Genomic DNA, 23945 nt, shown 5'->3' with positions numbered 1-23945 from the left:
CCGCCGGCCCGTGGGGCGGCTGGCACTTCATCGTCTAGGGGCACCGTCGCAAACTGCGGCCCCTGCGGCGGGTTGGCAGGCTGGGACCACCGGGTCCGCACGCCGCACAATGCCCCAGTTTAACGCACTCGGGCCGGCAAACCGGAATGATCCGTCTCACAAAGTCAAGAGACGCCCCCTTCACCCAGCCACACCGTACTTGAACGGCCCGATGGGGTGCGCTGGGGTCCGCCACTGCCAGCCCCATCTAAAGGAAGACAGTGAAATCCGACACATACCGGGCATCGAAGCGATCACGATACGCTGGGTTCCAGCCGGCGCCTGTCCCTGCCCTGCGATAGGGGTACACTGCCGGCCGTGAGCGTCCAGGCATCCCGCCGAACGCACCGCAGCAGTGCGCTGCGAGGCAACGACGAGGGTCGCGCCACCGGGCATGGCCCAGTTCACCCACCTCCGGCATGGCCGGGTGCAATCCAAGACGAGAAACCAAGATGAGCGACAAGGTTGTACATGTCGGCGACGCCGACTTTGATAGCGCAGTGCTGAATTCCAAGGAACCGGTGCTGGTCGATTTCTGGGCCGAGTGGTGTGGCCCGTGCAAGATGATCGCCCCGGCGCTGGACGAACTGGCCGATGCCTACCAGGGCCGCGCCAAGATCGCCAAGGTCAACGTCGACCACAACCGTGCGCTGGCCGCCAAGTACCACGTGCGCTCGATCCCGTACCTGGTGGTGTTCAAGGACGGCGAGAAGGTCGGCGAGCAGATCGGCGCGGTGGGCAAGGCCCAGCTGGCCGGCCTGCTGGACAAGGCCCTGGCCTGATCCTGCGTGACATCACCGGCGGCCGCCATACGCGGCTGCCGGTGGGCGCATACCGCGCCAGCATGAATGCAGTTCCCGGTGGCCCTTGCACGGCGCCGCAGGCCGATGATAGTGTCGGCATATCCGGCCGCGTTCGCGTGCCGCACCCTCTGGACGCAGTTTCTTCCAGACCCATTCCCAACGTTCGCCGCCCCAGCCGGGCGCTCGCACCTTCAAGCGAGGAATAACGCTCTTGTCCGATAACACTCCCGAAACCGGCAGCGCCGAAGCGCCCGCCGAAAAGCGCGTGCGCAAGCCCCGCGTAGCCAAGGCTGCCGCTCCGGCAGCCGCCGAAACCAGCGCCGCACCGGCGCAACCCGCCCTGCCGCTGGCGGCCGCGCCCGAAGCGCCGGCACCGGCCGCACCTGCACCGAGCGCGCCCGCCCCCGATGCCCCTGCCAGCAGTGGCGGCGGTGACGGTGGTGAGGGCCGCGAATCCGGCCAGCCGCGGCAGCAGAACAACCAGGGCGCTGGCCAGAACCAGAACCCGTACAACCAGAACCAGCAAGGCCAGGGTCAGGGTCAAGGCAATCGCCGCGATCGTTTCCGCAACCGCCGTGATCGCGACCGCAATGGCGGCGGCGGCGGCGGTGGCGGTGGTGGTCGCTTCCGTGATGACGGCATGCCCAACGACAACGGCGAGCAGCAGCCCTTCGTGCCGCGCCCGCATGCCAGTGTGCCGGAAGGTTTCCCGGTCTACTCGCTGAGCGACCTCAAGCGCATGCCGGCACAGAAGCTGCTGGAAATCGCCGAACAGCTGCAGATCTCCGAAGGCGTGGCGCGCGCGCGCAAGCAGGACGTGATCTTCGCCCTGCTGAAGGTGCTGACCCGCCATGGTGACGGCGTTGCCGCCGACGGCGTGCTGGAAATCCTGCCCGACGGCTTCGGCTTCCTGCGCGCGGCCGAAGCCAGCTACCTGGCCGGCCCGGACGACACCTACATCTCGCCCAGCCAGATCCGCCGCTTCAACCTGCGTACCGGCGACCACCTGTCCGGCCGCATCCGTTTCCCCAAGGATGGCGAGCGCTACTTCGCGCTGTCGATCGTGGACACCATCAACGGTGAGCCGCTGGAAGCGTCGAAGAACAAGGTGCTGTTCGAGAACCTGACCGCGCTGTTCCCGCGCCGCCGCTTCACCCTGGAGCGTGGCAACGGTTCGTCGGAAGACATCACCGGCCGCATCCTCGACCTGATGGCTCCGCAGGGCAAGGGCCAGCGCTCGCTCATCGTGTCGCAGCCGAAGGCCGGCAAGACGATGATGATGCAGCAGGTCGCCACTGCCATCACCACCAACCATCCGGACGTGCACCTGATCGTGCTGTTGATCGATGAGCGCCCGGAAGAAGTGACCGAAATGCAGCGCACCGTGCGCGGCGAAGTCATCAGCTCGACCTTCGACGAACCGGCCGCGCGCCACGTGCAGGTGGCCGAAATGGTCATCGAGCGCGCCAAGCGCCTGGTCGAGCACAAGAAGGATGTGGTGATCCTGCTCGATTCGATCACCCGCCTGGCCCGCGCCTACAACAACGTGGTGCCGAGCTCGGGCAAGGTGCTGACCGGTGGTGTGGACGCCAACGCGCTGCATCGTCCGAAGCGCTTCTTCGGTGCCGCGCGCAACGTGGAAGAAGGCGGCAGCCTGACCATCATCGCCACCGCGCTGGTCGACACCGGCTCGAAGATGGACGAGGTGATCTACGAAGAGTTCAAGGGCACCGGCAACAGCGAAGTGCACCTGAGCCGCCGCATCGCTGAAAAGCGCGTGTTCCCGGCGATCGACATCAATCGTTCCGGCACCCGCCGCGAAGACCTGTTGATCGAGCCGGAGCTGCTGCAGAAGATCTGGATCCTGCGCAAGCTGCTGCATCCGATGGATGAGATGACGGCGATGGAATTCCTGCTCGACAAGATGAAGAACACCAAGTCCAACGACGAGTTCTTCGGTTCGATGAAGCGCTGATCCACGGCATTGATGGAATGAGAAGAGGCCCCGCCATGCGGGGCCTCTTCATTGGGACCATCGCTGCCGTTCATGGGCGCCATGGAGCTATCGGCAGATCTGCCTCGGGTCCAACCCCAGATCACGACAGATGCGATCATGCGCCAGGTGCGCCGCCCGATGCCCGAGGCCAACGGCAGCCAGCCAGCCGGGAATGGAGGGCAAGAGCATCTCCCATACATCAGCCTGCAATCGCCCCCTCAATGCGATCAGCAGCTGGCGGGCCTCGTCCTTCGCACCCGCGAAGTACGCCGCAAAAGCAAATGTCTCCATGCAGACCCCGTGATAGCTCTCGCCATGAAGGGATGCAATGTCCTGCAGACGACACTCCAGGGATTCGGGCGTGGCATCGGCCCATTTCAGTATTGCGCGGCGTAGCCACGCAGCGGCTTCCTCGTTTCCGAGATGGCGGGAGATCCCTCGCATCGTGCTGAAGCTGTCTGCCGCGGTCAGGGCGTCATCCAGCACCGCTTGTGCAGCCACAATGTGCGAGCAGCTGCCAACGGGCGCGTTCTCAACCACCCAATCGGCAAATCGAAAGTGATCATCGGGCTTGCCTCCCCAGCGCTGCCATGTCCCTCTCGCATACTGCACGATCGATGGGCAATGGAACGGCTCGGCCGCCATCGCCGCATCGAGCCATTCCTCCCTGTTTCCGTCACCTGCGCCGACCACGACGTTGCAGTGAATCAGGCCAGCCAGCGCCATTGCATTGCCAGGCTCCTGGGCCACGATGTCCGAGAGCTTCCGATATGCCTGCATCATGATCCCGGGGTATCTGCGTCGCCGCAACATCGGGATATCCGCTGCGTAACTCTCACCGCGGACTGCCCATGCCTTGTTGATGTCCGCATATGCAGAAACCAATAGAGGATGAGAGGACTGTGGCAACGCCTGCGTCCACGTCTTGATCCATCGACCAACCCGGCGTTCCACCGACAGGCGCCAGACAAGGTGCTCATGGGTTTCAGCCGGCACCCCCGCCATCACGGCCTCGGCCGAAGCGTGGTCACCGGCATTCAGGTGCATGCGAACCCGCGAAAGATGGGATTCGACAAAGTGGCTTCGATGGGTTGCACAAGGAAGAACTCTCAAGCTCTGCAGCAGATATCGCATGAACGTGCATCCTCCAAACGCACCATGCTTTCAGTTCCCGAGGGCAGGTACCATGCGAATAGTTGTAGATTTCCTTGACCAGCCAGACTGGCCCTGCGCCCACGCGTCCTGGCACCGAGCTCGCTGCGGCAGGTTTTTTTTTGCCTGCAGGGCGACCCACTTCACTTCGCCGCTGCCGACTTTTGGCGATAATCCGCCAGCCCCCTGCCCGGCCATGCCGGCATGGCCACCGATTCCCGCTGTCGCCCCTTCCGGAGAACCGGTCGGGTCCAGCCTCCTGCCGGATCCGTCGACGCATGCGAACGCTGTCTCCCCGCCTCAACCTGGGCAAGCTGATCCTCGCCCTGGCCCTGCTCAGCGCCATCATCGCCCTGGCCAACACGCTGCTGGCCAGTTACCGGGTGCAGCGCGACCAGCTGGTCGGCAACACCCTGGAAGCCAACCGCGTCTATGCCACCAAGCTGGCCGAGACCACCCAGAACTTCCTGCTGGCCGCGCAACAGGAGCTGGCCTATGCCGCCACCCGCCTCGGCCAGGGCGATCTTGACCCGAAGCAGGCCCAGGACGAAGCCAGCCGCCTGCAACTGCAGACCAACAGCTTCAACTCATCACTGGTGGTGGACGCCGACGGCCTGGTGGTTGCCACCTCGCCACAGACCCTGCAGCTGCAGGGCGAGGTACTGCACAGCGTGGGCAACAACGCCGCACTGGCGGCGCGCCAGCCAATGATCAGCGACCCGTACCAGTCAGCCACCGGCAAGCTGCTGGTGTCGCTGTCGCACCCGATCTTCGACCGCCAGGGCCACTATCGCGGCTATGTAAGCGGCACCCTGTACCTGCGCCAGCGCAGCGCGCTGCACACGCTGCTGGGCAAGCACTACTACCGCGACGGTTCCTATCTGTACGTGGTCGACCGCCATGGCCGCCTGCTGTATCACGCCGATGGAAAGCGCGTGGGCGACTATGTGGTCGGCAACCCGGCGGTAAAGGCGGTGGTACGCGGCGAACACGGTGCACAACAAGTGCGCAACAACCGCGGGGTGTCGATGCTGGCCGGCTATGCGCCGGTGGCGGCCACCGGCTGGGGCATCATCGCCCAGCGCCCGACCGAATCCACCCTGCAGCCGCTGTCGCGGTTGATGACCGCGGTGATCTGGAACGCGATCCCGCTGGGACTGCTGTCGCTGCTGGTCACCTGGTGGTTTGCACGCCGTATCTCGCTGCCGCTGTGGCAGTTGGCGCGCAACGTGCAGGGTGGCGAGGACACCGGCAACGCGATCAATCACGTCAGCGGCATCCGCGCCTGGTACTTCGAGGTCGCGCAGCTCAAGCAGGCGGTACTGCACAGTTTCAACGCGCTGCAGGACCGCATCGGCACGCTCAACCGTGCCAGCCGTACCGATCCGCTGACCGGCCTGCTCAACCGCCGCGGCCTGCAGCAGGCGCTGGAGGCGCTGCAGGTGCAGGGCATTCCGTTCGCGATCCTGGCGCTGGACATCGATCGCTTCAAGGCAATCAACGACGGCCATGGTCATGACGTCGGTGACGCCGCCATCGTCCACATCGCCGACCAGATGCGTCGCTACTCGCGCGACAGCGACATCCTCTGCCGCGCTGGTGGCGAGGAATTCCTGTTGCTGCTGCCGGGCATCGGCACCGAATCGGCACGGCAGGCTGGCGAGCGACTGCGCCAGCACATCGCCGACCATCCGTTCGAACCGGTCGGGACCATCACCGTATCGATGGGCGTGGCACATTTCCCCAGCTTCCATGTCGACACCGAGCAGGCGCTGAGGCTGGCCGACAAGGCGCTCTACCTGGCCAAGGAACAGGGACGCAACCGGGTGGTGGTGTACCCGTACGCCGACTGACGCGGAGCCGGTTGGCCCGGCTCCGTCATCGCTCTCAGCCCTGTTCCAGCGGGGTCAACAGGCGCAGGCCGCGCTTGGCAGCGTCGACCATGTACACCCCACCCTCCGGCAACAGGTCGCCGCTGGTTACCGCGGCATCATCGGTGATCCAAGGCGCACGCTGCCGCGGGCCCGGAATGAATGCACGCCAGCGCCCATTGCGCTCGACTGCGGCATTGCGATCATCCGAGAACGCAAAGCTCACCGGTACGCGTACGGTCCAGGATTCCCTGGTCAGGTCCTCGCCACTGGTCGGAGGATTGAACGTCCACTTGCGCGCGTTGCTGATGCTGGCCTTGGCCAGGACTTCGCGCAGCTTGACCATGGTCCGCTCCGGGCCGGCCACGGTCATGTTGACCTGCTCGGCAATGACGTCGGCAACCGTACCGTCACGGGCGACCTTGATCAGCAGCAGCACATCACCCTGACCCCCTACCCTGATCGCCTCGTCCGGATAGCGTGGCGCAGTCATTCGCTTTGCAGTCACCGAGTCGGTGGCCTTGGGGTCGTATTCGCTGAAGTCCACGTTGGTCATGCTGACTTCGTAGTCGCCGTTGCCCGTCGACCTGCCGCGCAGGCGCACCCGAAACGGTGCCTGGGTGGCCACTGCCTTGCCATCGACCAGCGTCGGCTCGAAGCGCCAGAGATGAATGGTGCGTTCGACGAAGGATGCCACCGTCGAGCCCATGATCGATTTCTGATCGAGCACCAGATTGCTGACCGCGCCCTCTGCAGTGACCTCGACCCGACCGGTCAGGGTCATGCTCAGTTCGGTGGTGGCGCGTACGGCACGCGAGGTCTGCGCAGTGGCATCGCCGGCAAGCAGCGGGGCGCCGGCACCTACAGCCAGCGCGAGAGCGAGAAACAGGGGGGAACGCATCATTGCCGGATCCTTGGTGATGAGCGGCGAGCGTACCTCAGTCCCAGCACCCATGACAGTCGGCTCAGGCCAGCCGGTGTGCGCCCGCATAGGGCGGCGTATCCGGATAGTCACCGTGGGCGAAGCGTTCCTGCAGGCCCTGCCACCAGGCCGGGTCGAACAGGTGCCGGTAGTGCTCGCGTACCGCTGCCAGTTCTACGGCCGGCAGGCCCATGAACGGGCCGAAGCGCTCGGGAAACACGTCGCGCGGCCCTACATGGAACCAGGGCTCGTCGGCCATCGCCTCTTCCGGCGTGCGCGGCTGCGGCCAGGCACGGAACACGCAGTCACTGACCAGGCACAGCTCGTCGTAGTCGTAGAACACGGCGCGGCCGTGCCGCGAGACGCCGAAGTTCTTTGGCAGCATGTCGCCGGGGAAGATGTTGTTGCGCGCCATGTCAGTGATTGCCTGCGCATAGTCGAGCACCGCCGCGCGCACCGCATCCCCGCCCTGCTCGCGCAGGTACAGGTTCAACGGGCGGAAGCGACGCTGCACATAGCACAGCGCGATTTCGACCTCGTCGCCATCGATGCGTACGCTCTGTGCGCACTGCTGCAGCAGCTCGTCCAGCAACGCCGGTGCGAAACGTTCGCGCGGAAAACGCAGGTGGCGATACGGCTGTGCATCGAGCAGCCGACCAACGCGATCAAGGTTGAACACCAGCGCGTACTTCTCTTCCACCTGCAGCCTCGACATTGCCTTTGGCCAGGCGAAGCGATCGCGGATCAGCTTGAACACCAATGGGTAGCTGGGCAGGGTAAACACCGCCATGACCATGCCCGGCGTGCCCTCGGCATGCACCAGGCGCTCCTGTGAGTGCTCGTTGAAGTGGCGGAAGAAGGTGCGGTAGCGTTCGGTCTTGCCCTGCTTGGCCCGGCCCAGCACGGTATAGATCTCATCGATGGGCTTGCCCGGCAGCAGGCTGCGCAGAAACACTACGGCATCGCCCACCGTACCCAGATCGGCCTGGAAGTAGCTGCGCGACACGCCAAACAGATGGGCAACATCGCGGCGCCGGGTCAGCACTGCGTCGGCACGCAGGCCACGCTCGTCGTTGACCAGGGCGATCACGCACGGCGAAAAGCGATGCTCGCCGAACACGCGGCCGACCAGATAGGCGCGGCGCTCGCGGTAGAACACGGTATCCAGCAGCTCAATGCTGCGCACCGGCGTGTCGCCCCAGTGCGCGAGGTCATCCTGCAGGCGTACGGCGATGGCCGCCGCGCAGCGCAGCTGGTGCGCGTAGGGAATATCGAAGCGGTAGTCAGCCAGCACCCGCTGCAGCGCCTCTACCGGCCGCGTCGGCGAGACCGCATAGGTATGCCGCGCGACAGGATGGGTGATTGCATCGGAGGGCTCGATGTCGAAGGCGATGAATTCCAGTGCCGGGTCCACGCCCCGGGTGGCGAACAGCCGCCGCGACAGCGTGTTGTAGAAGGTCTTGTACAGCTCGGCGTCGATCAGGCTCTGCAGCAGCGCGCTGTAGCGGGCGTGTACCTGCAGCCACAGCGCGCGCTCGCCGATCACGTCACCGGCGAGGCGACGCAACGCATCCATCTGCTCGGCAATGCACAGGTCGTACAGGGCGATGCGCTCGACTGAATCCTGGCGGGCACCAGCCCAGTCGCGCTGCTCGAAACGCAGGCGCGCGCGCGCAGTGATCGCCGCGAAGCGGGTGTGGTAATCCTCGAAACCATCGCGGATGGCGCTGGCGATGTGCGGCGCCAGTTCGGTTGCGATGACAGACTCGGACATGCAGGGCTCACCCGGAAGGACCGGCTTCACCATACGCTGGCGTGTGCGATGGCGTCGAGCGCGAAGGTAGTGCCGGCCGCTGGCCGGCAGCACCTGGACCGTCGATGGATCGATGCAGATGCCGGCCAGCGGCCGGCACTACCGGCTCAGATCGCCAGTTCGGCCTCCACGTCCTGCACCTTGCGCCGGGCCAGCGCCAGGTTGGACTTGGTACGGTCCAGCACGATGTAGAAGAACAGGCCCTTCTTCTTCGCGACCGGGCGCATGATGTGGTACGCCTTGCCCAGCGAGATCAGGATGTCCTCGATGCTGTCGTTGAGGTTGAGCGAGGCAGCGGTCTTCATCTTGGCGCGGATCACTTCGGTATTGCCGGCGGCGGCCACCTCCATGTCCATGCCGGCACCGGCCTCGCCCAGCAGCATTCCGCTTTCGTAGTCGACCAGCGCCACTGCCTGCGCGCCGTCGATGCCCATCAATGCGTTCAACGATTCATTCAATCCAGCCACGTCGCACCCCTTGTCGATGTTGGTTCGAGCCCCTCGTTCCCCTGCGGCCGGGCTCACGATCCGCCGAGTTCTGCCAGGATCGCCTGGCCACATTCCCTGCTCTGCCACAGCACCTGGCCGATCACGCTGCGCTGGTCGCAGGCCGCCATCAGCAGCAGTGGTGCGCGGCCTTCGGCCTGGATCGCCAGCATCAGCACCTTGCCGCCAACCGCCTCCAGCATCAGCGTCTGCAGATCGCCCAGCACCAGTTCGCGTCCCACCGCCGCGGCCAGCGCCAGCATCGCGCTGGTCATCGCCGCCAAACGTTCACCACGCCCTTCGGCACCGGCACTGACCAGGGCAAAACCATCGACGCTGGCCAGCACCACCGTACGCACGCCTTCGACCCGCTGCTGCAGGTCCTGCAGCAACGGCTGCAGGCGTTCGCGCTGGTCGGCATCAGGCAGTACCGCCACCTGGCCGTCAGCCATGTGCGGCCACCAACGCGTGCGCTTCCATTTCGCTCATCAGCACATCCATCAGCAGCAGTCCCTGTTCGCGGTCACGGGCATCCACCGCCAGCAGTGGCAGGGGCTGGTCGTCAAGGCAGGCGCGTTCGGTCCAGTCATCCAGCGCGGCGGCGGGCGCCTGGTCGAGATGGGTGACCGCTACCACCAACGCCAATGACGATGCGAACGGCTGCAGCACCTGCAGGTAGTCCTCCAGTTCGGTGGCCAACCCGGCACGGCGCGCGTCCAGCAGCAGCACCGCGCCACGCGCGCCCTGCAGCAGGATCGGCCACAGGAAATCGAAGCGCTGCTGGCCAGGCGTTCCATAGAGACGCAGGCGTTCGCCATTGGGCAGGTCGATGTCTGCGTAGTCCAACGCGACGGTGGTGGAGGCCTTGTCCGCCCCCGCGCGGTCACTGTTGGCAACGTCGGTATCGATCACCGCACCGGCCGCGATGCTGCGCACCAGGGTCGACTTGCCACTGCCCATCCCGCCCAGCACCACCACCTTGTGCTCACGCATCGCGCTCGCTCCCACGCAGGTGCCGCCACAAACGGGCCAGCAGGCCGCTATCGCTTCCGTTGCTGCGCATCGACGTTACCGAAGCGGCAGGCGCGGACTGCAATTGCGCATAGCCGCACAGGTAGGCGGCATGAATGAAATCCCGCACGGCCGCAGGCGGAAGCTCGAGCAGCATCGCGCACTCATCCACCGTGCAGGCCCGCTTGAGCAGCAGCGAACACAGGCGGAAGCCATCATGGTCGTGGCCCAGTACGCGGAAGTCGGGCCAGCGCAGCAGCTTTACCGAAGCGCCGCGCAGGCGCTCATCCAGTGCCTGCCAATGACGGCTGCGTTGCGCCCATTGCCAGAGCAGTGGCCGCAACGGCTGGCGTGGCCGCTCGCAGGTCAGGGCCTGCAGGCGTGCCGATGTCAGCGCGTCCAGCTGCAGGCGCTCGAAGGCATCGGCCAAGCGCTCCACCAGCGCAGCGGCTGGCTCCTGCAGCAGCACCGCCTGGTCATGTTCCAGATCCATCAGCAGCAAGGGCTCGCCAGCATCGCTGAGCAACGCCTGCCCCTGCCGCAGCGGCAGGCGCTCGCGCAGCAGGCGGGTGATGGCGTGCGCACCATCGGCCAGGCGGATCGGTGCAGGGATGGACAGGGGCATTGCCACAACCTCCGGTGCCACTTGCATGCCTCGCAGCGCGCGGCCGATGGCGCCATCGTCGAGTACGTCCTGATGTCCATCGCCATCACGCAGTTGGCCACCGAGGTCTTCGATCCAGCACTGCAGGCGCGGGCGTTGCTGGCGCATGCGCTGGGCCGCGTTGCGCAGTGCCGGCGTATCGCGGATGACCAGCAGGTCGCAGTCGTCCAGGTCCTGGCTGCGCCGGATCTGGCTATCCGGCAGGGCCGATGCCACGCGCAGCCGCTGCAGCAGGGCCTGCTCGCCCTGGATGTCGGTTCCCACTACCAGCACGCGTGCCATCCGTGTTCCCCGTGCGGCCACCTCCCCGGTGGCCTCGCGTCGCCAAGGCTAGGACATCGCCAGCGGCATCCGTCGTGATCGACTGCTCAGATTGAGGGGGGTTGCAGACCCGCTCCTATCGGTTCTGCGACGGCCATCGCGGGCAAGTTTCATGCCTCTTTGACGGCATTCCGACAGCCGGCGGACGTCACGGTTCTGGCCCCCAGTAGATCCACGCCATGCGTGGATGAAGGGCGGCAGCAATCCTGCCCAAAAAAGAAACCCGCGCCGAAGCGCGGGTTCCAGAGTCACGGCCGAACGGCGATGGATCAGCCGCGCAGCTGCTCCAGCGCGGCGTTGAAGGTCGCGCTCGGGCGCATCGCCTTGCTGGCCTTGGCCACGTCCGGACGGTAGTAGCCACCGATGTCCACGGCCTTGCCCTGCACCGCGATCAGCTCTTCAACGATCTTCTGCTCGTTGTCGGCCAGCGCCTTGGCCAGCGGGGCGAAGCGCGCCTTCAGTGCAGCATCTTCGTCCTGCGCGGCCAGAGCCTGGGCCCAGTACAGCGCGATGTAGAAGTGGCTGCCACGGTTGTCGATGCCGCCCAGCTTGCGCGACGGCGACTTGTCGTTGTCCAGGAACTGGCCGTTGGCCTCGTCCAGCGCCTTGGCCAGCACGCGGGCGGCGGCGTTGTCGTAGCGGTTGCCCAGGTGTTCCAGCGACGCGGCCAGGGCCAGGAACTCACCCAGCGAATCCCAGCGCAGGTAGTCCTCTTCGACGAACTGCTGCACGTGCTTCGGGGCCGAACCACCGGCGCCGGTCTCGAACAGGCCACCACCGGCCATCAGCGGCACGATCGACAGCATCTTGGCGCTGGTGCCCAGCTCCATGATCGGGAACAGGTCGGTCAGGTAATCGCGCAGCACGTTGCCGGTCACCGAGATGGTGTCCTCGCCCTTGCGGATGCGGTCCAGCGAGAAGGCCGTAGCTTCCACCGGCGGCAGGATGCGGATGTCCAGGCCGCTGGTGTTGTGATCCTTCAGGTACTGCTCGACCTTGGCGATGACCTGCGCGTCGTGGGCGCGGGCGGCATCCAGCCAGAACACGGCCGGGGTGCTGCTCAGACGGGCGCGTTCGACAGCCAGCTTCACCCAGTCCTGGATCGGCGCGTCCTTGGTCTGGCACATGCGCCAGATGTCACCGGCTTCCACGGCATGCTCGAAGACCACGGTGCCTGCGTCATCGGTGACCTTGACCACGCCATCGGCAGCGATCTGGAAGGTCTTGTCGTGCGAGCCGTACTCTTCGGCCTTCTGCGCCATCAGGCCGACATTCGGCACCGAGCCCATGGTGGCCGGATTGAACGCACCGTGCGCCTTGCAGTCGTCGATGACGGCCTGGTACACGCCGGCGTAGCAGCGGTCCGGAATGACGGCCTTGGTGTCCTGCAGCGTGCCTTCGGCATTCCACATCTTGCCGGAGTCGCGGATCATCGCCGGCATCGAGGCGTCGACGATCACGTCGCTCGGCACGTGCAGGTTGGTGATGCCCTTGTCCGAGTTGACCATGGCCACGCCCGGACGCTGTGCGTATTCGGCCGCCAGATCGGCTTCGATCGCAGCGCGGGTGGCTTCGGGCAGCGACGGCAGGCGCGCAGCCAGGTCACCGATGCCGTTGTTGGCATCGAAACCGACCTGCTTCAGCACGTCGGCGTGCTTGGCCAGCACGTCCTTGTAGAACTCGTTGACCGCCACGCCGAACATGATCGGGTCGGAGACCTTCATCATGGTCGCCTTCAGATGCAGCGAGAACAGCACGCCCTGGGCCTTGGCATCGGCGATCTGCTCACCAATGAACGCGGCCAGTGCCTTGCGGCTCATGACGGCGGCATCGACGATCTCGCCGGCCTTGACCGCGGTCTTTTCCTTCAGCACGACGGTGCTGCCGTCCTTGCCGTGGAAGGTGATCTTCAGCGCACCGGCGCTGGCCAGGGTGGCCGACTTCTCGCTGCCGTAGAAATCACCCGCGGCCATGTGCGAAACGTGCGACTTCGAATCCGACGCCCAGGCGCCCATGCGGTGCGGGTGCTTGCGCGCGTAGTTCTTCACCGACAGCGGCGCACGGCGGTCCGAATTGCCTTCGCGCAGTACCGGGTTCACCGCACTGCCCTTGACCTTGTCGTAGCGCGCCTTGTAGTCGCGCTGCTGGTCGTCGGCCGGGGTTTCCGGGTAATCCGGCAGCGGATAGCCCTGGTCCTGCAGTTCCTTGATGGCCGCCTTCAGCTGCGGCACCGAGGCGGAGATGTTCGGCAGCTTGATGATGTTGGCGTCCGGCGTGGTCGCCAGCTGGCCCAGCTCGGCCAGATCGTCGCTGACCTTCTGCGCGTCGCTGAGCAGTTCCGGGAACAGCGACAGGATGCGGCCGGACAGGGAGATGTCACGGGTTTCCACCACGATGCCTGCGGTGGCGGTGTAGGCACCAACGATCGGCAGCAGCGACTGGGTGGCCAGGAACGGTGCTTCGTCGGTCAGCGTGTAGAGGATCTTGGACATGGGGGACTTGGACTCTGTAGCAGTGCTCAGGGGAAGGCCGGCGCCAGCGCCGGGCCACGTGCAACCGTGTCGCTTTCCCCCGTCGCCGTCAGGGTGGGCGCGCGGCGGGGAAACCCCTGCATTGTCGCGTTTTCAGCCGCGCGGGGCAAAGCCGCGCCATACGCGGTGGTACTGGACCGCTGTGTTTCGTCGTTGGCTCGCTTCCGGTCTGAAATCTGAGGCTTGATGGCTAGTTCGACTTCCCGCTCGTGGAGGCACGCATGACCCACTCCGACAATGGCTGCCCCCACTCGGCACGCCTCGGACAGGTCAATGTCTGTGCGCGCTTGCTTTGCTGGAAGTTGCAGACGCGGAATCCCCCAACGACGGCGGCCAGGTTGGCGAGTTCATCAGCCGTCGCTGCAGAGCCTCGAATGTGCAGCGAACCAGCGCCGGACGATCCGGGTCGAACGTAGACGTCGTACCGGGTAGAACGCCCTTCCGCCCTTGCGTATCCCGACACGGCGTATCCGCTCTCTGTGAAACGCAGATCCGGCGTGCTTCCAGGCGCAGGCTTTTCAGGTGCATCGCCCTCGTAGATCAAGGCCACTTCCCGACCGTCGCGTTTGACTCGGTGCACGCCGAAGTCAACAGGCGCCTCGTAGGTCACGGACATGCCTGCTGGCACGCGCAGACAGGCGCCGTATAGGAAGTGGTCGCAACTGTAGCTCCACAGACTAGATGCCTGGGCCCACGAAGTGAGCGGGCACAAGAAAGCGAAGAAAACCAAAATGCGTGCAAGCATCTCAACGCTCCCGTTTCTGAACCGCCGAATCCCCCTCCACAATTCCACCGATGGCATGACTGTCAACCACACCAGGAACCCTATTCATGATTCCGTCGCCACGTGCAGGATTTGGCAGCCCCGTCGTCTTGTCATAGAGATCACCCACACCGCCAAGATGTGACACTTCATGAGGAATAACGCCCTTGTCAAATCTATCCAGGACATTGATCTCGCCTTTCTTTCCGCCCAACTCCGCGAAACTCCGTCCGCTGCGGTGGGATGTTTCGCCGTTTACAAGCTTTATTTCATTACGGGCGGCCCGCGGAGTACTTTTATCAATGTCAGTTACTTCGACCGTCACGCGCGCCTCCTTCCCGCCAATATCATAGGTTCCCGACATTGACGCCACCTGCTCCTTGAAGGTCGCTATGTTCTTGGGTGTCGCACCATCCCCTGAGAACTTTGTTGGGAAGCTGACTTTCACCGAACCGTCCTTCATCCGCGTAACAACAGGAACTCTACCGTCCGGATCAACAAAGTTGTAAGGACTGCTATTGGCGTATCGGTACCTGTTGAAGAGGGAAGACTTCCCACCATAGGCAGCGACGGGATCTACACTGAGAAAAGCACCGATATCGGGGGAGTAGTATCGTTGCTGCATGTAATTGAGACCTGTCGTGGAATCAAACACGTGGCCTGAGTAACCTGGACCATCTGCTACGGTGGTTCCAACGACAGAGCCATAAGGTTCGTATGCAAATCTCTCGACCACGTTCCCGTTTGAGTCCGTGATAGCCACCGGACTCCCAAGTGCATCCGTATGAACATAGGTGACTATTTCACCGTCCGCCGACGCCATTGCCAGCGTGAGAACGATCCAGTTGAGCATCCCATCTCCCCCACATTTCCGTATTCCGTTCAGCGTACCCGAGATCCCCCTTGATCGAGCATCGCCCAATAAAAAAGACGCAGCCTCGCGGCTGCGTCCATCGTGAGCCCTGCCGGGAGAGAGTCGGCAGGACTTACTTGACCTCGAACTCCTGCGGCGTTCCAGCCGCCTTGCCATCGACGGTGACCTCGGCGCGGTACTTGCCGGCCGGCCAGCCCTTTGCATTCTTGAACGTGACGTTGGTGGTTTCCGCACCGCTGGTGTTCAGGGTGGCGTTCTGTTCGCCAGCCACCTGGCCGTCCTGGTAGGTCAACTTGGCGCCAACGTTGACGTTGTTGGCAGCGCCGTCAGTCTTGACCGAGACGATGACGTCGTCCTTCGGCGCGAACAATGCCGCCGTTGCAACCGACTTGTCAGCGGCTGCGGTCTTGCCGACGGTGACCGCCGAGACGCTGACTGCAGCAGCCTCAGCCATCGGCGGCGGCGCGCCGGTCATCGGTGCCGGTGCCGCCTCGGCCGGAGCGGTTGCGGCGGGCGCGGCGTTGGTGTCGGTGGACTCTTCCTTCTTCTTGCAACCGACCAGGGCAACGCTGCCCAGCAGGGCTGCAATCAAGGCGGTCTGAAGCGGGGTGGTCTTGATCATTCGGGGTTCCTCCCAGGGATTGTCGGACGGCGTTCGATCGCCGTTTACTTCGGCGGCAGTTTCAGAGTCTGGCCCGGGAAAATCTTGTCCGGGTCGTCGAGCACATCGCGGTTGGCTTCGAAGATCTTCTTCCAGGCATTGGCGTCGCCCAGATGCTGCTTGGCGATCTTCGACAACGAGTCACCCTTCTGCACGGTGTAGGTGCCGCCGCTGACGACGTCTGCGGTGCTGTCCACCGAAGCGCTGACGCCAGAGAAGTCTGCCTTCGGCACCTGCTCGGCGGTACTGTCGACGCTGCCACTGACGCCGGAGAAATCGGCTTTCTTCTCGGTACTCATCCACAACTCCCGTTTGCATGACTACGTGGTTCGCACGGTGCCATGGAGGTTGTTAAATGGGGATGGTGCAGATGTGAAGCCGCCCCCCGGGGCGGCTGAACAATCGGGGCGCAAGGCGCCCGAGGGGCTTGCCGGTGAACCGGTAGCGTCGGGCCATGCCCGGCGGCTCTGGATAGGGCCGCTGCGCTCGCCGGGCGCGGCCCGGCGCTACCCGTGACAGAGCGGCCCCACGGTAGTGCCGGCCGCTGGCCGGCTTGGCCTGCACGCGGGTTCCACGCGGTTGCCGGCCAGCGGCCGGCACTACCCGTAACCGCCTGAGGCGGTTACTGGCGCAGCTCGCGGTAGGTCGCAGCCGGGGCGGCAATGCCGGGGCTGGCACGCCAGGGATTGATGTCCAGGCCGCCACGGCGGGTATAGCGGGCTTCCACTTCCAGCCATTGCGGCTGGCAGCGCGAAGACACCTCGCTGAAGATCCGCTCGACGCACTGCTCGTGGAACTCGGCGTGCTCGCGGTAACTGACCAGATAACGCAACAGGCCCGCACGATCGATCTTCGGCCCGCGGTAACGCAGGCTGACCGTGGCCCAGTCAGGCTGGCCGGTGACCGGGCAGTTGGACTTCAACAGCGCCGAGACCAGGGTCTCCTCCACCACCTCGCCCGCATCGGCGGCGAGGAAGTCCGCCTGCGGCGGGCCGTAGCAGTCGATTTCAACCTCCAGCCCGTCGATGGATTCACCGAGCGGCGTCTCGCGCAGGCCCGGCAGGCCGAACACGACCCGGACCGGCGCACCGGCACAGGCCGACAGGTCGGCCACCAGGCGCTCGCGCAGTGCCTCGGCGCTGTCGATGCGGGTGCTGTTGAGGGAGTTCAGGTACAGCTTGAACGACTTCGATTCGATCAACCGCGGCGAGGTGCACGGCACCTGCACGGTGGCGACGGCGACCTGCGGCTTGCCGCGCGGGTCGAGCCAGCTCAGCTCGAAGGCGTGCCAGCGGTCGTGGCCGACGAACGGCAGCGCAGCGTCATCGAGGCCGATTTCGGCACGCGCGCCGATACGTGGGATGGGAAACAGCAGGCCGGGATCGTACTGCGACGGGTAACTGACCTCGCGACCGAGGCTGGAGTCCTGGGGGGTGTTCATGGTGCGCATTGTATCGCGCGGGGGTGGGCCTTCGGCCGGGTCGGCCAACGGCGGAGCCCCTCCGTGGTGGGTGTGGGCGTGCTGGATCTCGGGGTTGGCCGGGAGGGTGGGTTGGCTGGGGGACGCTGCAAGTACGTCCATGTAGCTCGGTCGCCGCATCCATGCGGCTCACGCCCCCAGCCAACCCACCCTCCCGGCCACGGACAGTTCCCTGCGCCACCCCGGGAAAGATCAGGAAAATCAAAATCAAAAACCGATCCTTCAGACGTTCCTGACGCCTGCCGTGTCGACCAAGGTCGACACCCACCAGAAGCAGAATGTCGTTCCGACAGATCGCGGAAATCTGTCGAAGGCGGGGTGGGTCCGGTTGAGGGGGTGTGAGCGGCATGGATGCCGCGACCAAGCCCCCATGGACGGGTTTACGGCGTCCCCCTCAACCGGACCCACCCCGCCTACCCTCAGGAAACCAGCTTTTGAAGTTGACGTTGACGTTGATCTGCAGCGAGTGCAGGGCTGCAAGCCCTGCCGGAAACCCTCACCCCGCCGGAGTGCCTGCACCGTGCAGGTAATCCAGGCTCACCTGCAGCAGCGCGCGCAGTCCCACGTCCAGCGCCTTCTCATCCAGCAGGAACTTCGGCGAGTGATTGGCCGGCGCCGTCGCCGGGTCGATGCCCACGCTGGTAGAGCCGACGAAGAAGAACATGCCCGGCACTTCCTTCGCGTACAGCGAGAAATCCTCCGCACCCATCTGCAGCGGCGGCTCGTACACGTTGTCCTTGCCCACCACCGCCTGCAGGCTCGGCAGCATCTTCGCGGTCAGTGCCGGGTCGTTCACCGTCGCCGGGTTGCCTTCCGACTCGTAGATATCGGTTACCGCTTTCGCACCATGCGCGGCAGCAGTGTGCTCGGCCACGTTGCGCAGGTCGGCGAAGATCTGCTGGCGCATGCCTTCGTCGAAGGTGCGGATGGTGCCGACCATTTCCACTTCATCGGGAATGATGTTGTAGCGGATACCACCGTTGATCGCGCCGAAGGTCAGCACCGCCGGTTGCTTGGACAGGTTGGCGCGACGGCTGACGATGGTCTGCGCGGTGCCGACCAGATCGGCGGTGGCCACGATCGGATCGACGCCGTTCCAAGGGGCCGAGCCATGCGTCTGGCGACCGATCACCTTGATCCCGAAACGATCGGATGCCGCCATCAGCGGACCACCGCGCACAGCGATCTGCCCGGCCTGCACACTGGAGAACACATGCAGGCCGAACACGGCTTCCGGCTTGAAGTCGGCGAACAGCCCTTCCTTCAGCATCAGCGCGGCACCGCCCTCTTCCGGCGGCGGCGCGCCTTCCTCGGCCGGCTGGAAGATCAGCATCACCTGGCCCGGCAGGTCCTTCTTCATCGCGACCAGTGCTTCGGCCACGCCGAGCAGGGTGGCGGTATGCGCATCGTGACCACAGGCATGCATGACGCCCACGGTCTGGCCGCGGTACTGGTCGGTGGCCTTGGAGGCAAACGGCAGGCCGGTCTGCTCGGTCACCGGCAGCGCGTCCATGTCCGCGCGCAGGGCGATCTTCGGGCCGGGCCTGCCGCCTTCGATGATCGCCACCACACCGTGGTGGGCGATGCCGGTCTTCGGCTTCAGGCCCATCGCGCGCAGGCGCTTGGCGACCTCGGCGGAGGTTCGCACCTCGCGGTTGGACAGCTCCGGGTGCTGATGGAAGTCACGGCGCCATTCGACCACCTTGGCCTGCAGGCGCTGGGCGGCGGCGGTCACTTCGGGGCGTTGCCCGTCCTGGGCATGGGCGAGGGCCGGCAAGGCCAGCAGCAGGGCGGACAGCAGCAACGAACGGCGCATCGCGATCTCCACGGCAGGGGGTTCCAGCTGAATGTAGGGCAACGCCGCCGCCGCGGGAACCTCCGCGGCCAGATCCGGTCTTAGCGCCCGTCCCATCCGTCATGCAGGAAACGTGATGTGGCGCAGGTATGCTTTGCGCATTGCCAACCGGGGCCGTGCCCCGTCCAGCCCTCTTGGAGTCCTTGAATGTCACGTGTTTGGAAGATCGTGCTGCTGGTCGTGGCGGTACTGGTGCTGGCCGTGGTCGGCCTGCGCGTACTCGGCGGGGGCAAGGACAAGGCCGATGGCGCGGCAGCGGGTGCGCGCCAGGGCGGAGAAGACCCGGATGCCGGCCCGGTGCCGGTGACCGTGGTGGATGCGGCACGCCAGGACGTGCCGGTCTATGCCAGCGCGCTGGGCACGGTGACGGCAATGAACACCGTCACCGTCAGCCCACAGGTCGGCGGGCAGCTGATGAGCCTGAACTTCCGCGAAGGCCAGGAAGTGAAGAAGGGCGATGTGCTGGCGGTGATCGATCCGCGCACCGCCCAGGCCAGCTATGACCAGGCCGTGGCATCCAAGCGCCAGAACGAAGCGCTGCTGGCCACCGCGCGTTCCAACTATCAGCGCTCGAACGCGCCGGAGTATCGCCAGTTCGTCGCCAAGACCGATCTGGATACACAGCGAAACCAGGTGGCACAGTACGAAAGCGCAGTCGCGGCCAATGAAGCCAGCATGCGCTCGGCGCAGGTGCAGCTGCAGTACACCAAGGTGACCGCACCGATCACCGGCATTGCCGGCATCCGTGCGGTCGACGCCGGCAACGTGGTCAACGCCGGCACCGCGCTGGTCACCCTGACCCAGATCCATCCGATCCACGTGCTGTTCAACCTGCCCGAGCGCCAGCTCGGCGATGTGCGCCAGGCGCAGGCCGCCGGTGCGGTACCCGTCGCGGCACTGGACCGCGCCGATTCGCACGTGCTGTCCGGCGACGGCAAGCTCGACGTGGTCGACAACCTGATCAGTGCCGACAGCGGCACCTTCAAGGCGCGCGCGATCTTCGACAACGCCGACAACGGCCTGTGGCCCGGCCAGTTCGTCAACGTGCGCATGCAGCTGCGCACGATTGGCGGCGGCGTGGTGATTCCGACCCAGGCGGTGCTGCGTGGGCCGGATGGCGAGTACGTCTATATCGTGCAGGGCGACAACACGGTGAAGATGCAGACCGTGCGCAGTGGCGTGGAAGTGGGCGACAGCCAGGTGCAGATCGCCGAAGGCCTGAAGGGCGGCGAGCGCGTGGTCAGCGAAGGCCAGTTCCGCCTGAAACCAGGCAGCAAGGTAACTGCGCTGAAGCCGGGCGAAACCCCGGTCGCGCCGACCGAGGCCGAACTGAAGGCCGCCGAGCAGAAGAACGGCGGCGGTGGCCGTCGCGGCGGTGGCCCGCGCTGAGCGCAGGCCACCGCTCTTCCCCGCGCCGGCGATCCCGCCGGCGCTGCCATTGAAGTGCCAGCAAGGATCAGTCCGTGGGCTTTTCGACGATCTTCATCCGCCGCCCCATCGCCACCTCGCTGCTGATGGCGGGCCTGTTGCTGCTGGGCATCCTCGGTTACCGCAAGCTGCCGGTGTCGGCGCTGCCGGAAATCGATGCGCCCAGCCTGGTGGTCACCACCCAGTACCCCGGCGCCAATGCCACCACCATGGCCTCGCTGGTCACCACCCCGCTGGAGCGCCAGTTCGGGCAGATCTCCGGGCTGGAACTGATGACCTCCGACTCGTCGGCCGGGTTGTCGACGATCATCCTGCAGTTCTCGATGGACCGGAACATCGACATCGCCGCGCAGGACGTGCAGGCGGCGATCCGCCAGGCCACCCTACCCTCGTCGCTGCCGTACCAGCCGGTCTACAACCGGGTGAACCCGGCCGATGCGGCCATCGTTACCCTGAAACTGACTTCGGACACGCGCCCGCTGCGCGACGTCAACAACTACGCCGATTCGATCCTGGCCCAGCGTCTGTCGCAGGTGCAGGGCGTAGGTCTGGTTTCGATCGCCGGCAATGTGCGCCCGGCCGTGCGCATCCAGGTCAATCCGGCGCAGCTGTCGAACATGGGCCTGACCCTGGAGCAGCTGCGCAGCGCGCTGACCCAGGCCAATGTCAATGCGCCGAAGGGCTCGCTGAACGGCAAGACCCAGTCCTACAGCATCGGCACCAACGACCAGCTGTCCAGCGCCGCCGAGTACCGCGACACCATCATCAGCTACAAGAACGGACGTCCGGTGCGCCTGTCGGACGTAGCCCAGGTGATCGATGGCGTTGAGAACGATCAGCTGGCCGCCTGGGCCGATGGCAAGCCGGCGGTGCTTCTGGAAGTGCGGCGCCAGCCCGGCGCCAACATCGTGCAGACCGTCGAGCGCATCCGCGCCCTGCTGCCGCAGCTGCAGGGCGTGCTGCCGGCCGACGTGCACCTGGAGATCTTCAACGACCGTACCGAGACCATCCGCGCCTCGGTGCATGAAGTGCAGTTCACCCTGATCCTGACCATCGGCCTGGTGGTCGCGGTGATCTTCGTGTTCCTGCGCCGGCTGTGGGCCACGATCATTCCCTCGGTGGCGGTGCCGCTGTCATTGGCCGGCACTTTCGCAGTGATGGCCTTCGCCGGCATGTCGCTGGACAACCTTTCGCTGATGGCGCTGGTGGTGGCCACCGGCTTCGTGGTGGACGATGCGATCGTGATGATCGAGAACATCGTGCGTTACATCGAACAGGGCAAGAGCGGCAAGGAAGCGGCCGAGATTGGTGCACGCCAGATCGGCTTCACCGTGCTGTCGCTGACCGTGTCTCTGGTGGCGGTGTTCCTGCCGCTGCTGCTGATGCCCGGCGTCACCGGCCGCCTGTTCCATGAATTCGCGTGGGTGCTGAGCATCGCCGTGGTGTTGTCGATGCTGATCTCGCTGACGCTCACCCCGATGATGTGCGCCTACCTGCTCAAGCCCGACGCCCTGCCCGAGGGCGAGGACGCGCATGAGCGTGCGGCGGCGGCCGGCAAGCAGAACCTGTGGACGCGCACCGTGGGCCTGTACGAGCGCAGCCTGGACTGGGTGCTGGACCACCAGCGCCTGACCCTGGCCGTGGCCGGCGGTGCGCTGGTGCTGACCGTGCTGCTGTACGTGCTGATTCCCAAGGGGCTGCTGCCCGAACAGGACACCGGCCTGATCACCGGCGTGGTCCAGGCCGACCAGAACATCGCTTTCCCGCAGATGGAGCAACGCACCAAGCAGGTGGCCGAAGCCCTCCGCCAGGACCCGGACGTGACCGGTGTGTCGGCCTTCATCGGCGCCGGCAGCATGAACCCCACGCTCAACCAGGGCCAGCTGTCGATCGTGCTGAAGGAGCGCGGCGAGCGCGACGGTCTGGATGAGATCCTGCCGCGCCTGCAGAAGGCGGTGGCCGGCATTCCCGGCGTGGCGCTGTACCTGAAGCCGGTGCAGGACGTGACTCTGGATACCCGCGTGGCCGCCACCGAGTATCAGTACTCGCTGTCGGACGTGGATTCGGCGACCGTGGCCACCCAGGCCACGCGCCTGACCGAGGCGCTGCGCAAGCGCCCGGAACTGGCCGACGTCGACAACAACCTGTCCAACCAGGGCCGCGCGCTTGAGCTGAACATCGACCGCGACAAGGCCAGCGTGCTGGGCGTGCCGATGCAGACCATCGATGACACGCTCTACGATGCGTTCGGCCAGCGCCAGATCTCGACCATCTTCACCGAACTCAACCAGTACCGCGTGGTACTGGAAGTGGCGCCGGAGTTCCGCACCAGCACCGCACTGATGGAACAGCTGGCCGTGGCGTCCAACGGTGCGGGTGCACTGACTGGCACCAATGCCACCAGCTTCGGCCAGGTCACCTCGTCGAACTCGTCGACCGCCACTGGCATCGGCGCGCAGAACACCGGCATCACCGTCGGCGCCGGCAACATCATCCCGCTGTCGGCGCTGGCCGAGGGCAAGGTCAGCAGCGCGCCGCTGCTGGTCAGCCACCAGCAGCAGCTGCCGGCGGTGACGGTATCGTTCAACGTCGCGCCCGGTTATTCGCTGTCCGATGCGGTACGTGCCATCCAGGAAACCAAGGACAGCCTGGACATGCCGGCCCATCTGCATGCCGAGTTCATCGGCAAGGCCGCCGAGTTCACCGGCAGCCAGACCGATGTGGTGTGGCTGCTGTTGGCGTCGCTGGTGGTCATCTACATCGTGCTGGGCGTGCTCTACGAGAGCTACATCCACCCGATCACGATCATCTCCACACTGCCGCCGGCCGGTGTCGGTGCGCTGCTGGCACTGATGCTGTGCGGGCTGAGCCTGTCGGTGGACGGCATCGTCGGCATCGTGCTGCTGATCGGCATCGTCAAGAAGAACGGCATCATGATGGTGGACTTCGCGATCGAGGCACGCCGTGCCGGTGCCAACGCGCACGAAGCGATCCGGCGGGCCTGCCTGCTGCGCTTCCGCCCGATCATGATGACCACTGCCGCGGCCATGCTCGGCGCGCTGCCGCTGGCACTGGGTACCGGCATCGGCTCGGAGCTGCGCCGCCCGCTGGGCATTGCCATCGTTGGCGGCCTGCTGCTGTCGCAGCTGGTGACCCTGTACACGACGCCGGTGATCTACCTGTACATGGAGCGCTTCTCCGAATGGCTTGCCCGCCGCCGCGAGCAGCGCGCACTGCGCGATGGTTCGCTGCAGGAGCCGCAGGCATGATCCACGC

General features: G+C 65.5%; 18 protein-coding genes. 5 read left to right on the top strand and 13 right to left on the bottom strand.

What is annotated here, in order from left to right:
• Window positions 1-491 precede the first annotated feature (491 nt).
• Together trxA and rho are read left to right on the top strand one after the other, a co-directional pair.
• Window positions 492-821 carry a thioredoxin gene (trxA, locus tag ABR323_RS11180; protein ID WP_005411275.1) on the top strand — a complete coding sequence of 110 codons (330 nt, stop codon included), beginning with the start codon at window positions 492-494 and terminating at the stop codon, window positions 819-821.
• Window positions 822-1053: 232 nt separating this feature from the next.
• Window positions 1054-2817: a transcription termination factor Rho gene (gene rho, locus ABR323_RS11175; RefSeq protein ID WP_439449338.1), complete on the top strand. Its 1764-nt coding sequence runs from the start codon at window positions 1054-1056 to the stop codon at window positions 2815-2817.
• An 87-nt stretch (window positions 2818-2904) separates the two neighbouring features.
• On the opposite strand, the gene ABR323_RS11170 is transcribed toward rho, so the two are convergent.
• Window positions 2905-3972, bottom strand: a complete 1068-nt coding sequence (locus ABR323_RS11170) for a hypothetical protein (protein ID WP_439449337.1) — start codon at window positions 3970-3972, stop codon at window positions 2905-2907.
• Window positions 3973-4268: 296 nt separating this feature from the next.
• Between ABR323_RS11170 and ABR323_RS11165 the strand changes: the two genes are divergently transcribed.
• On the top strand, window positions 4269-5843 hold the full coding sequence (locus ABR323_RS11165) for a sensor domain-containing diguanylate cyclase (RefSeq protein ID WP_439449336.1): 1575 nt from the start codon (window positions 4269-4271) through the stop codon (window positions 5841-5843).
• Window positions 5844-5877: 34 nt separating this feature from the next.
• Here the strand turns inward: ABR323_RS11165 and ABR323_RS11160 are convergent, their stop codons facing one another.
• The 12 genes from ABR323_RS11160 to ABR323_RS11105 all read right to left on the bottom strand — a co-directional run bounded on the left by ABR323_RS11160 (window position 5878) and on the right by ABR323_RS11105 (window position 19202).
• A complete protein-coding gene (locus tag ABR323_RS11160; RefSeq protein WP_439449335.1) occupies window positions 5878-6765 on the bottom strand; it encodes an energy transducer TonB in 888 nt (295 codons plus the stop codon).
• Window positions 6766-6826: 61 nt separating this feature from the next.
• Window positions 6827-8557 carry a bifunctional isocitrate dehydrogenase kinase/phosphatase gene (aceK, locus tag ABR323_RS11155; RefSeq protein ID WP_439449334.1) on the bottom strand — a complete coding sequence of 577 codons (1731 nt, stop codon included), beginning with the start codon at window positions 8555-8557 and terminating at the stop codon, window positions 6827-6829.
• A 146-nt stretch (window positions 8558-8703) separates the two neighbouring features.
• Entirely contained in the window at window positions 8704-9063 is a 360-nt protein-coding gene (locus ABR323_RS11150; RefSeq protein WP_005419760.1) for a hypothetical protein, read from the bottom strand.
• Between the two features lie 53 nt (window positions 9064-9116).
• Window positions 9117-9533 (bottom strand): roadblock/LC7 domain-containing protein, encoded by a 417-nt coding sequence (locus tag ABR323_RS11145; RefSeq protein ID WP_439449333.1) that lies wholly within the window; start codon window positions 9531-9533, stop codon window positions 9117-9119.
• Window positions 9526-10074: a GTP-binding protein gene (locus tag ABR323_RS11140; RefSeq protein ID WP_439449332.1), complete on the bottom strand. Its 549-nt coding sequence runs from the start codon at window positions 10072-10074 to the stop codon at window positions 9526-9528. The genes ABR323_RS11145 and ABR323_RS11140 overlap by 8 nt, the downstream gene beginning before the upstream one ends.
• The gene (locus ABR323_RS11135) at window positions 10067-11038 is read right to left on the bottom strand and encodes a hypothetical protein (protein ID WP_439449331.1); all 972 of its coding nucleotides are present in this window, start codon (window positions 11036-11038) and stop codon (window positions 10067-10069) included. The genes ABR323_RS11140 and ABR323_RS11135 overlap by 8 nt, the downstream gene beginning before the upstream one ends.
• A 308-nt stretch (window positions 11039-11346) precedes the next feature.
• Entirely contained in the window at window positions 11347-13569 is a 2223-nt protein-coding gene (locus ABR323_RS11130) for an NADP-dependent isocitrate dehydrogenase (RefSeq protein WP_439449330.1), read from the bottom strand.
• 785 nt (window positions 13570-14354) lie between these two features.
• Window positions 14355-15224, bottom strand: a complete 870-nt coding sequence (locus ABR323_RS11125; RefSeq protein WP_439449329.1) for an RHS repeat-associated core domain-containing protein — start codon at window positions 15222-15224, stop codon at window positions 14355-14357.
• 133 nt (window positions 15225-15357) lie between these two features.
• Window positions 15358-15867 (bottom strand): hypothetical protein, encoded by a 510-nt coding sequence (locus ABR323_RS11120; RefSeq protein WP_135275338.1) that lies wholly within the window; start codon window positions 15865-15867, stop codon window positions 15358-15360.
• 44 nt (window positions 15868-15911) lie between these two features.
• Window positions 15912-16205 carry a LysM peptidoglycan-binding domain-containing protein gene (locus ABR323_RS11115; RefSeq protein ID WP_005419771.1) on the bottom strand — a complete coding sequence of 98 codons (294 nt, stop codon included), beginning with the start codon at window positions 16203-16205 and terminating at the stop codon, window positions 15912-15914.
• Between the two features lie 323 nt (window positions 16206-16528).
• On the bottom strand, window positions 16529-17347 hold the full coding sequence (queF, locus tag ABR323_RS11110) for an NADPH-dependent 7-cyano-7-deazaguanine reductase QueF (protein ID WP_439449328.1): 819 nt from the start codon (window positions 17345-17347) through the stop codon (window positions 16529-16531).
• A gap of 535 nt (window positions 17348-17882) precedes the next feature.
• Window positions 17883-19202, bottom strand: a complete 1320-nt coding sequence (locus ABR323_RS11105) for a M20 family metallopeptidase (protein ID WP_135275340.1) — start codon at window positions 19200-19202, stop codon at window positions 17883-17885.
• A gap of 186 nt (window positions 19203-19388) precedes the next feature.
• On the opposite strand from ABR323_RS11105, the gene ABR323_RS11100 reads away from it, so the two are divergent.
• Together ABR323_RS11100 and ABR323_RS11095 are read left to right on the top strand one after the other, a co-directional pair.
• Window positions 19389-20630 (top strand): efflux RND transporter periplasmic adaptor subunit, encoded by a 1242-nt coding sequence (locus tag ABR323_RS11100; RefSeq protein ID WP_439449327.1) that lies wholly within the window; start codon window positions 19389-19391, stop codon window positions 20628-20630.
• A 74-nt stretch (window positions 20631-20704) separates the two neighbouring features.
• Window positions 20705-23938 (top strand): efflux RND transporter permease subunit, encoded by a 3234-nt coding sequence (locus ABR323_RS11095; RefSeq protein ID WP_439449326.1) that lies wholly within the window; start codon window positions 20705-20707, stop codon window positions 23936-23938.
• Window positions 23939-23945: the final 7 nt, after the last annotated feature.

Origin of the sequence: Stenotrophomonas sp. ATs4 (assembly GCF_051861585.1) — a bacterium.
GTDB classification, from domain to species: domain Bacteria; phylum Pseudomonadota; class Gammaproteobacteria; order Xanthomonadales; family Xanthomonadaceae; genus Stenotrophomonas; species Stenotrophomonas maltophilia_AS.
Note: the sequence above shows the minus strand (reverse complement) of the source record. Positions and strands in the feature narration are given on the sequence as shown.

Excerpts from the sequence above, each read along its gene's own strand:
- trxA (WP_005411275.1), top strand. The coding sequence starts at position 492 with ATGAGCGACAAGGTTGTACATGTCGGCGACGCCGACTTTGATAGCGCA.
- ABR323_RS11170 (WP_439449337.1), bottom strand. The coding sequence starts at position 3,972 with ATGCGATATCTGCTGCAGAGCTTGAGAGTTCTTCCTTGTGCAACCCAT.
- ABR323_RS11165 (WP_439449336.1), top strand. The coding sequence starts at position 4,269 with ATGCGAACGCTGTCTCCCCGCCTCAACCTGGGCAAGCTGATCCTCGCC.
- ABR323_RS11160 (WP_439449335.1), bottom strand. The coding sequence starts at position 6,765 with ATGATGCGTTCCCCCCTGTTTCTCGCTCTCGCGCTGGCTGTAGGTGCC.
- aceK (WP_439449334.1), bottom strand. The coding sequence starts at position 8,557 with ATGTCCGAGTCTGTCATCGCAACCGAACTGGCGCCGCACATCGCCAGC.
- ABR323_RS11145 (WP_439449333.1), bottom strand. The coding sequence starts at position 9,533 with ATGGCTGACGGCCAGGTGGCGGTACTGCCTGATGCCGACCAGCGCGAA.
- ABR323_RS11140 (WP_439449332.1), bottom strand. The coding sequence starts at position 10,074 with ATGCGTGAGCACAAGGTGGTGGTGCTGGGCGGGATGGGCAGTGGCAAG.
- ABR323_RS11135 (WP_439449331.1), bottom strand. The coding sequence starts at position 11,038 with ATGGCACGCGTGCTGGTAGTGGGAACCGACATCCAGGGCGAGCAGGCC.
- ABR323_RS11130 (WP_439449330.1), bottom strand. The coding sequence starts at position 13,569 with ATGTCCAAGATCCTCTACACGCTGACCGACGAAGCACCGTTCCTGGCC.
- ABR323_RS11125 (WP_439449329.1), bottom strand. The coding sequence starts at position 15,224 with ATGCTCAACTGGATCGTTCTCACGCTGGCAATGGCGTCGGCGGACGGT.
- ABR323_RS11120 (WP_135275338.1), bottom strand. The coding sequence starts at position 15,867 with ATGATCAAGACCACCCCGCTTCAGACCGCCTTGATTGCAGCCCTGCTG.
- ABR323_RS11115 (WP_005419771.1), bottom strand. The coding sequence starts at position 16,205 with ATGAGTACCGAGAAGAAAGCCGATTTCTCCGGCGTCAGTGGCAGCGTC.
- queF (WP_439449328.1), bottom strand. The coding sequence starts at position 17,347 with ATGAACACCCCCCAGGACTCCAGCCTCGGTCGCGAGGTCAGTTACCCG.
- ABR323_RS11105 (WP_135275340.1), bottom strand. The coding sequence starts at position 19,202 with ATGCGCCGTTCGTTGCTGCTGTCCGCCCTGCTGCTGGCCTTGCCGGCC.
- ABR323_RS11100 (WP_439449327.1), top strand. The coding sequence starts at position 19,389 with ATGTCACGTGTTTGGAAGATCGTGCTGCTGGTCGTGGCGGTACTGGTG.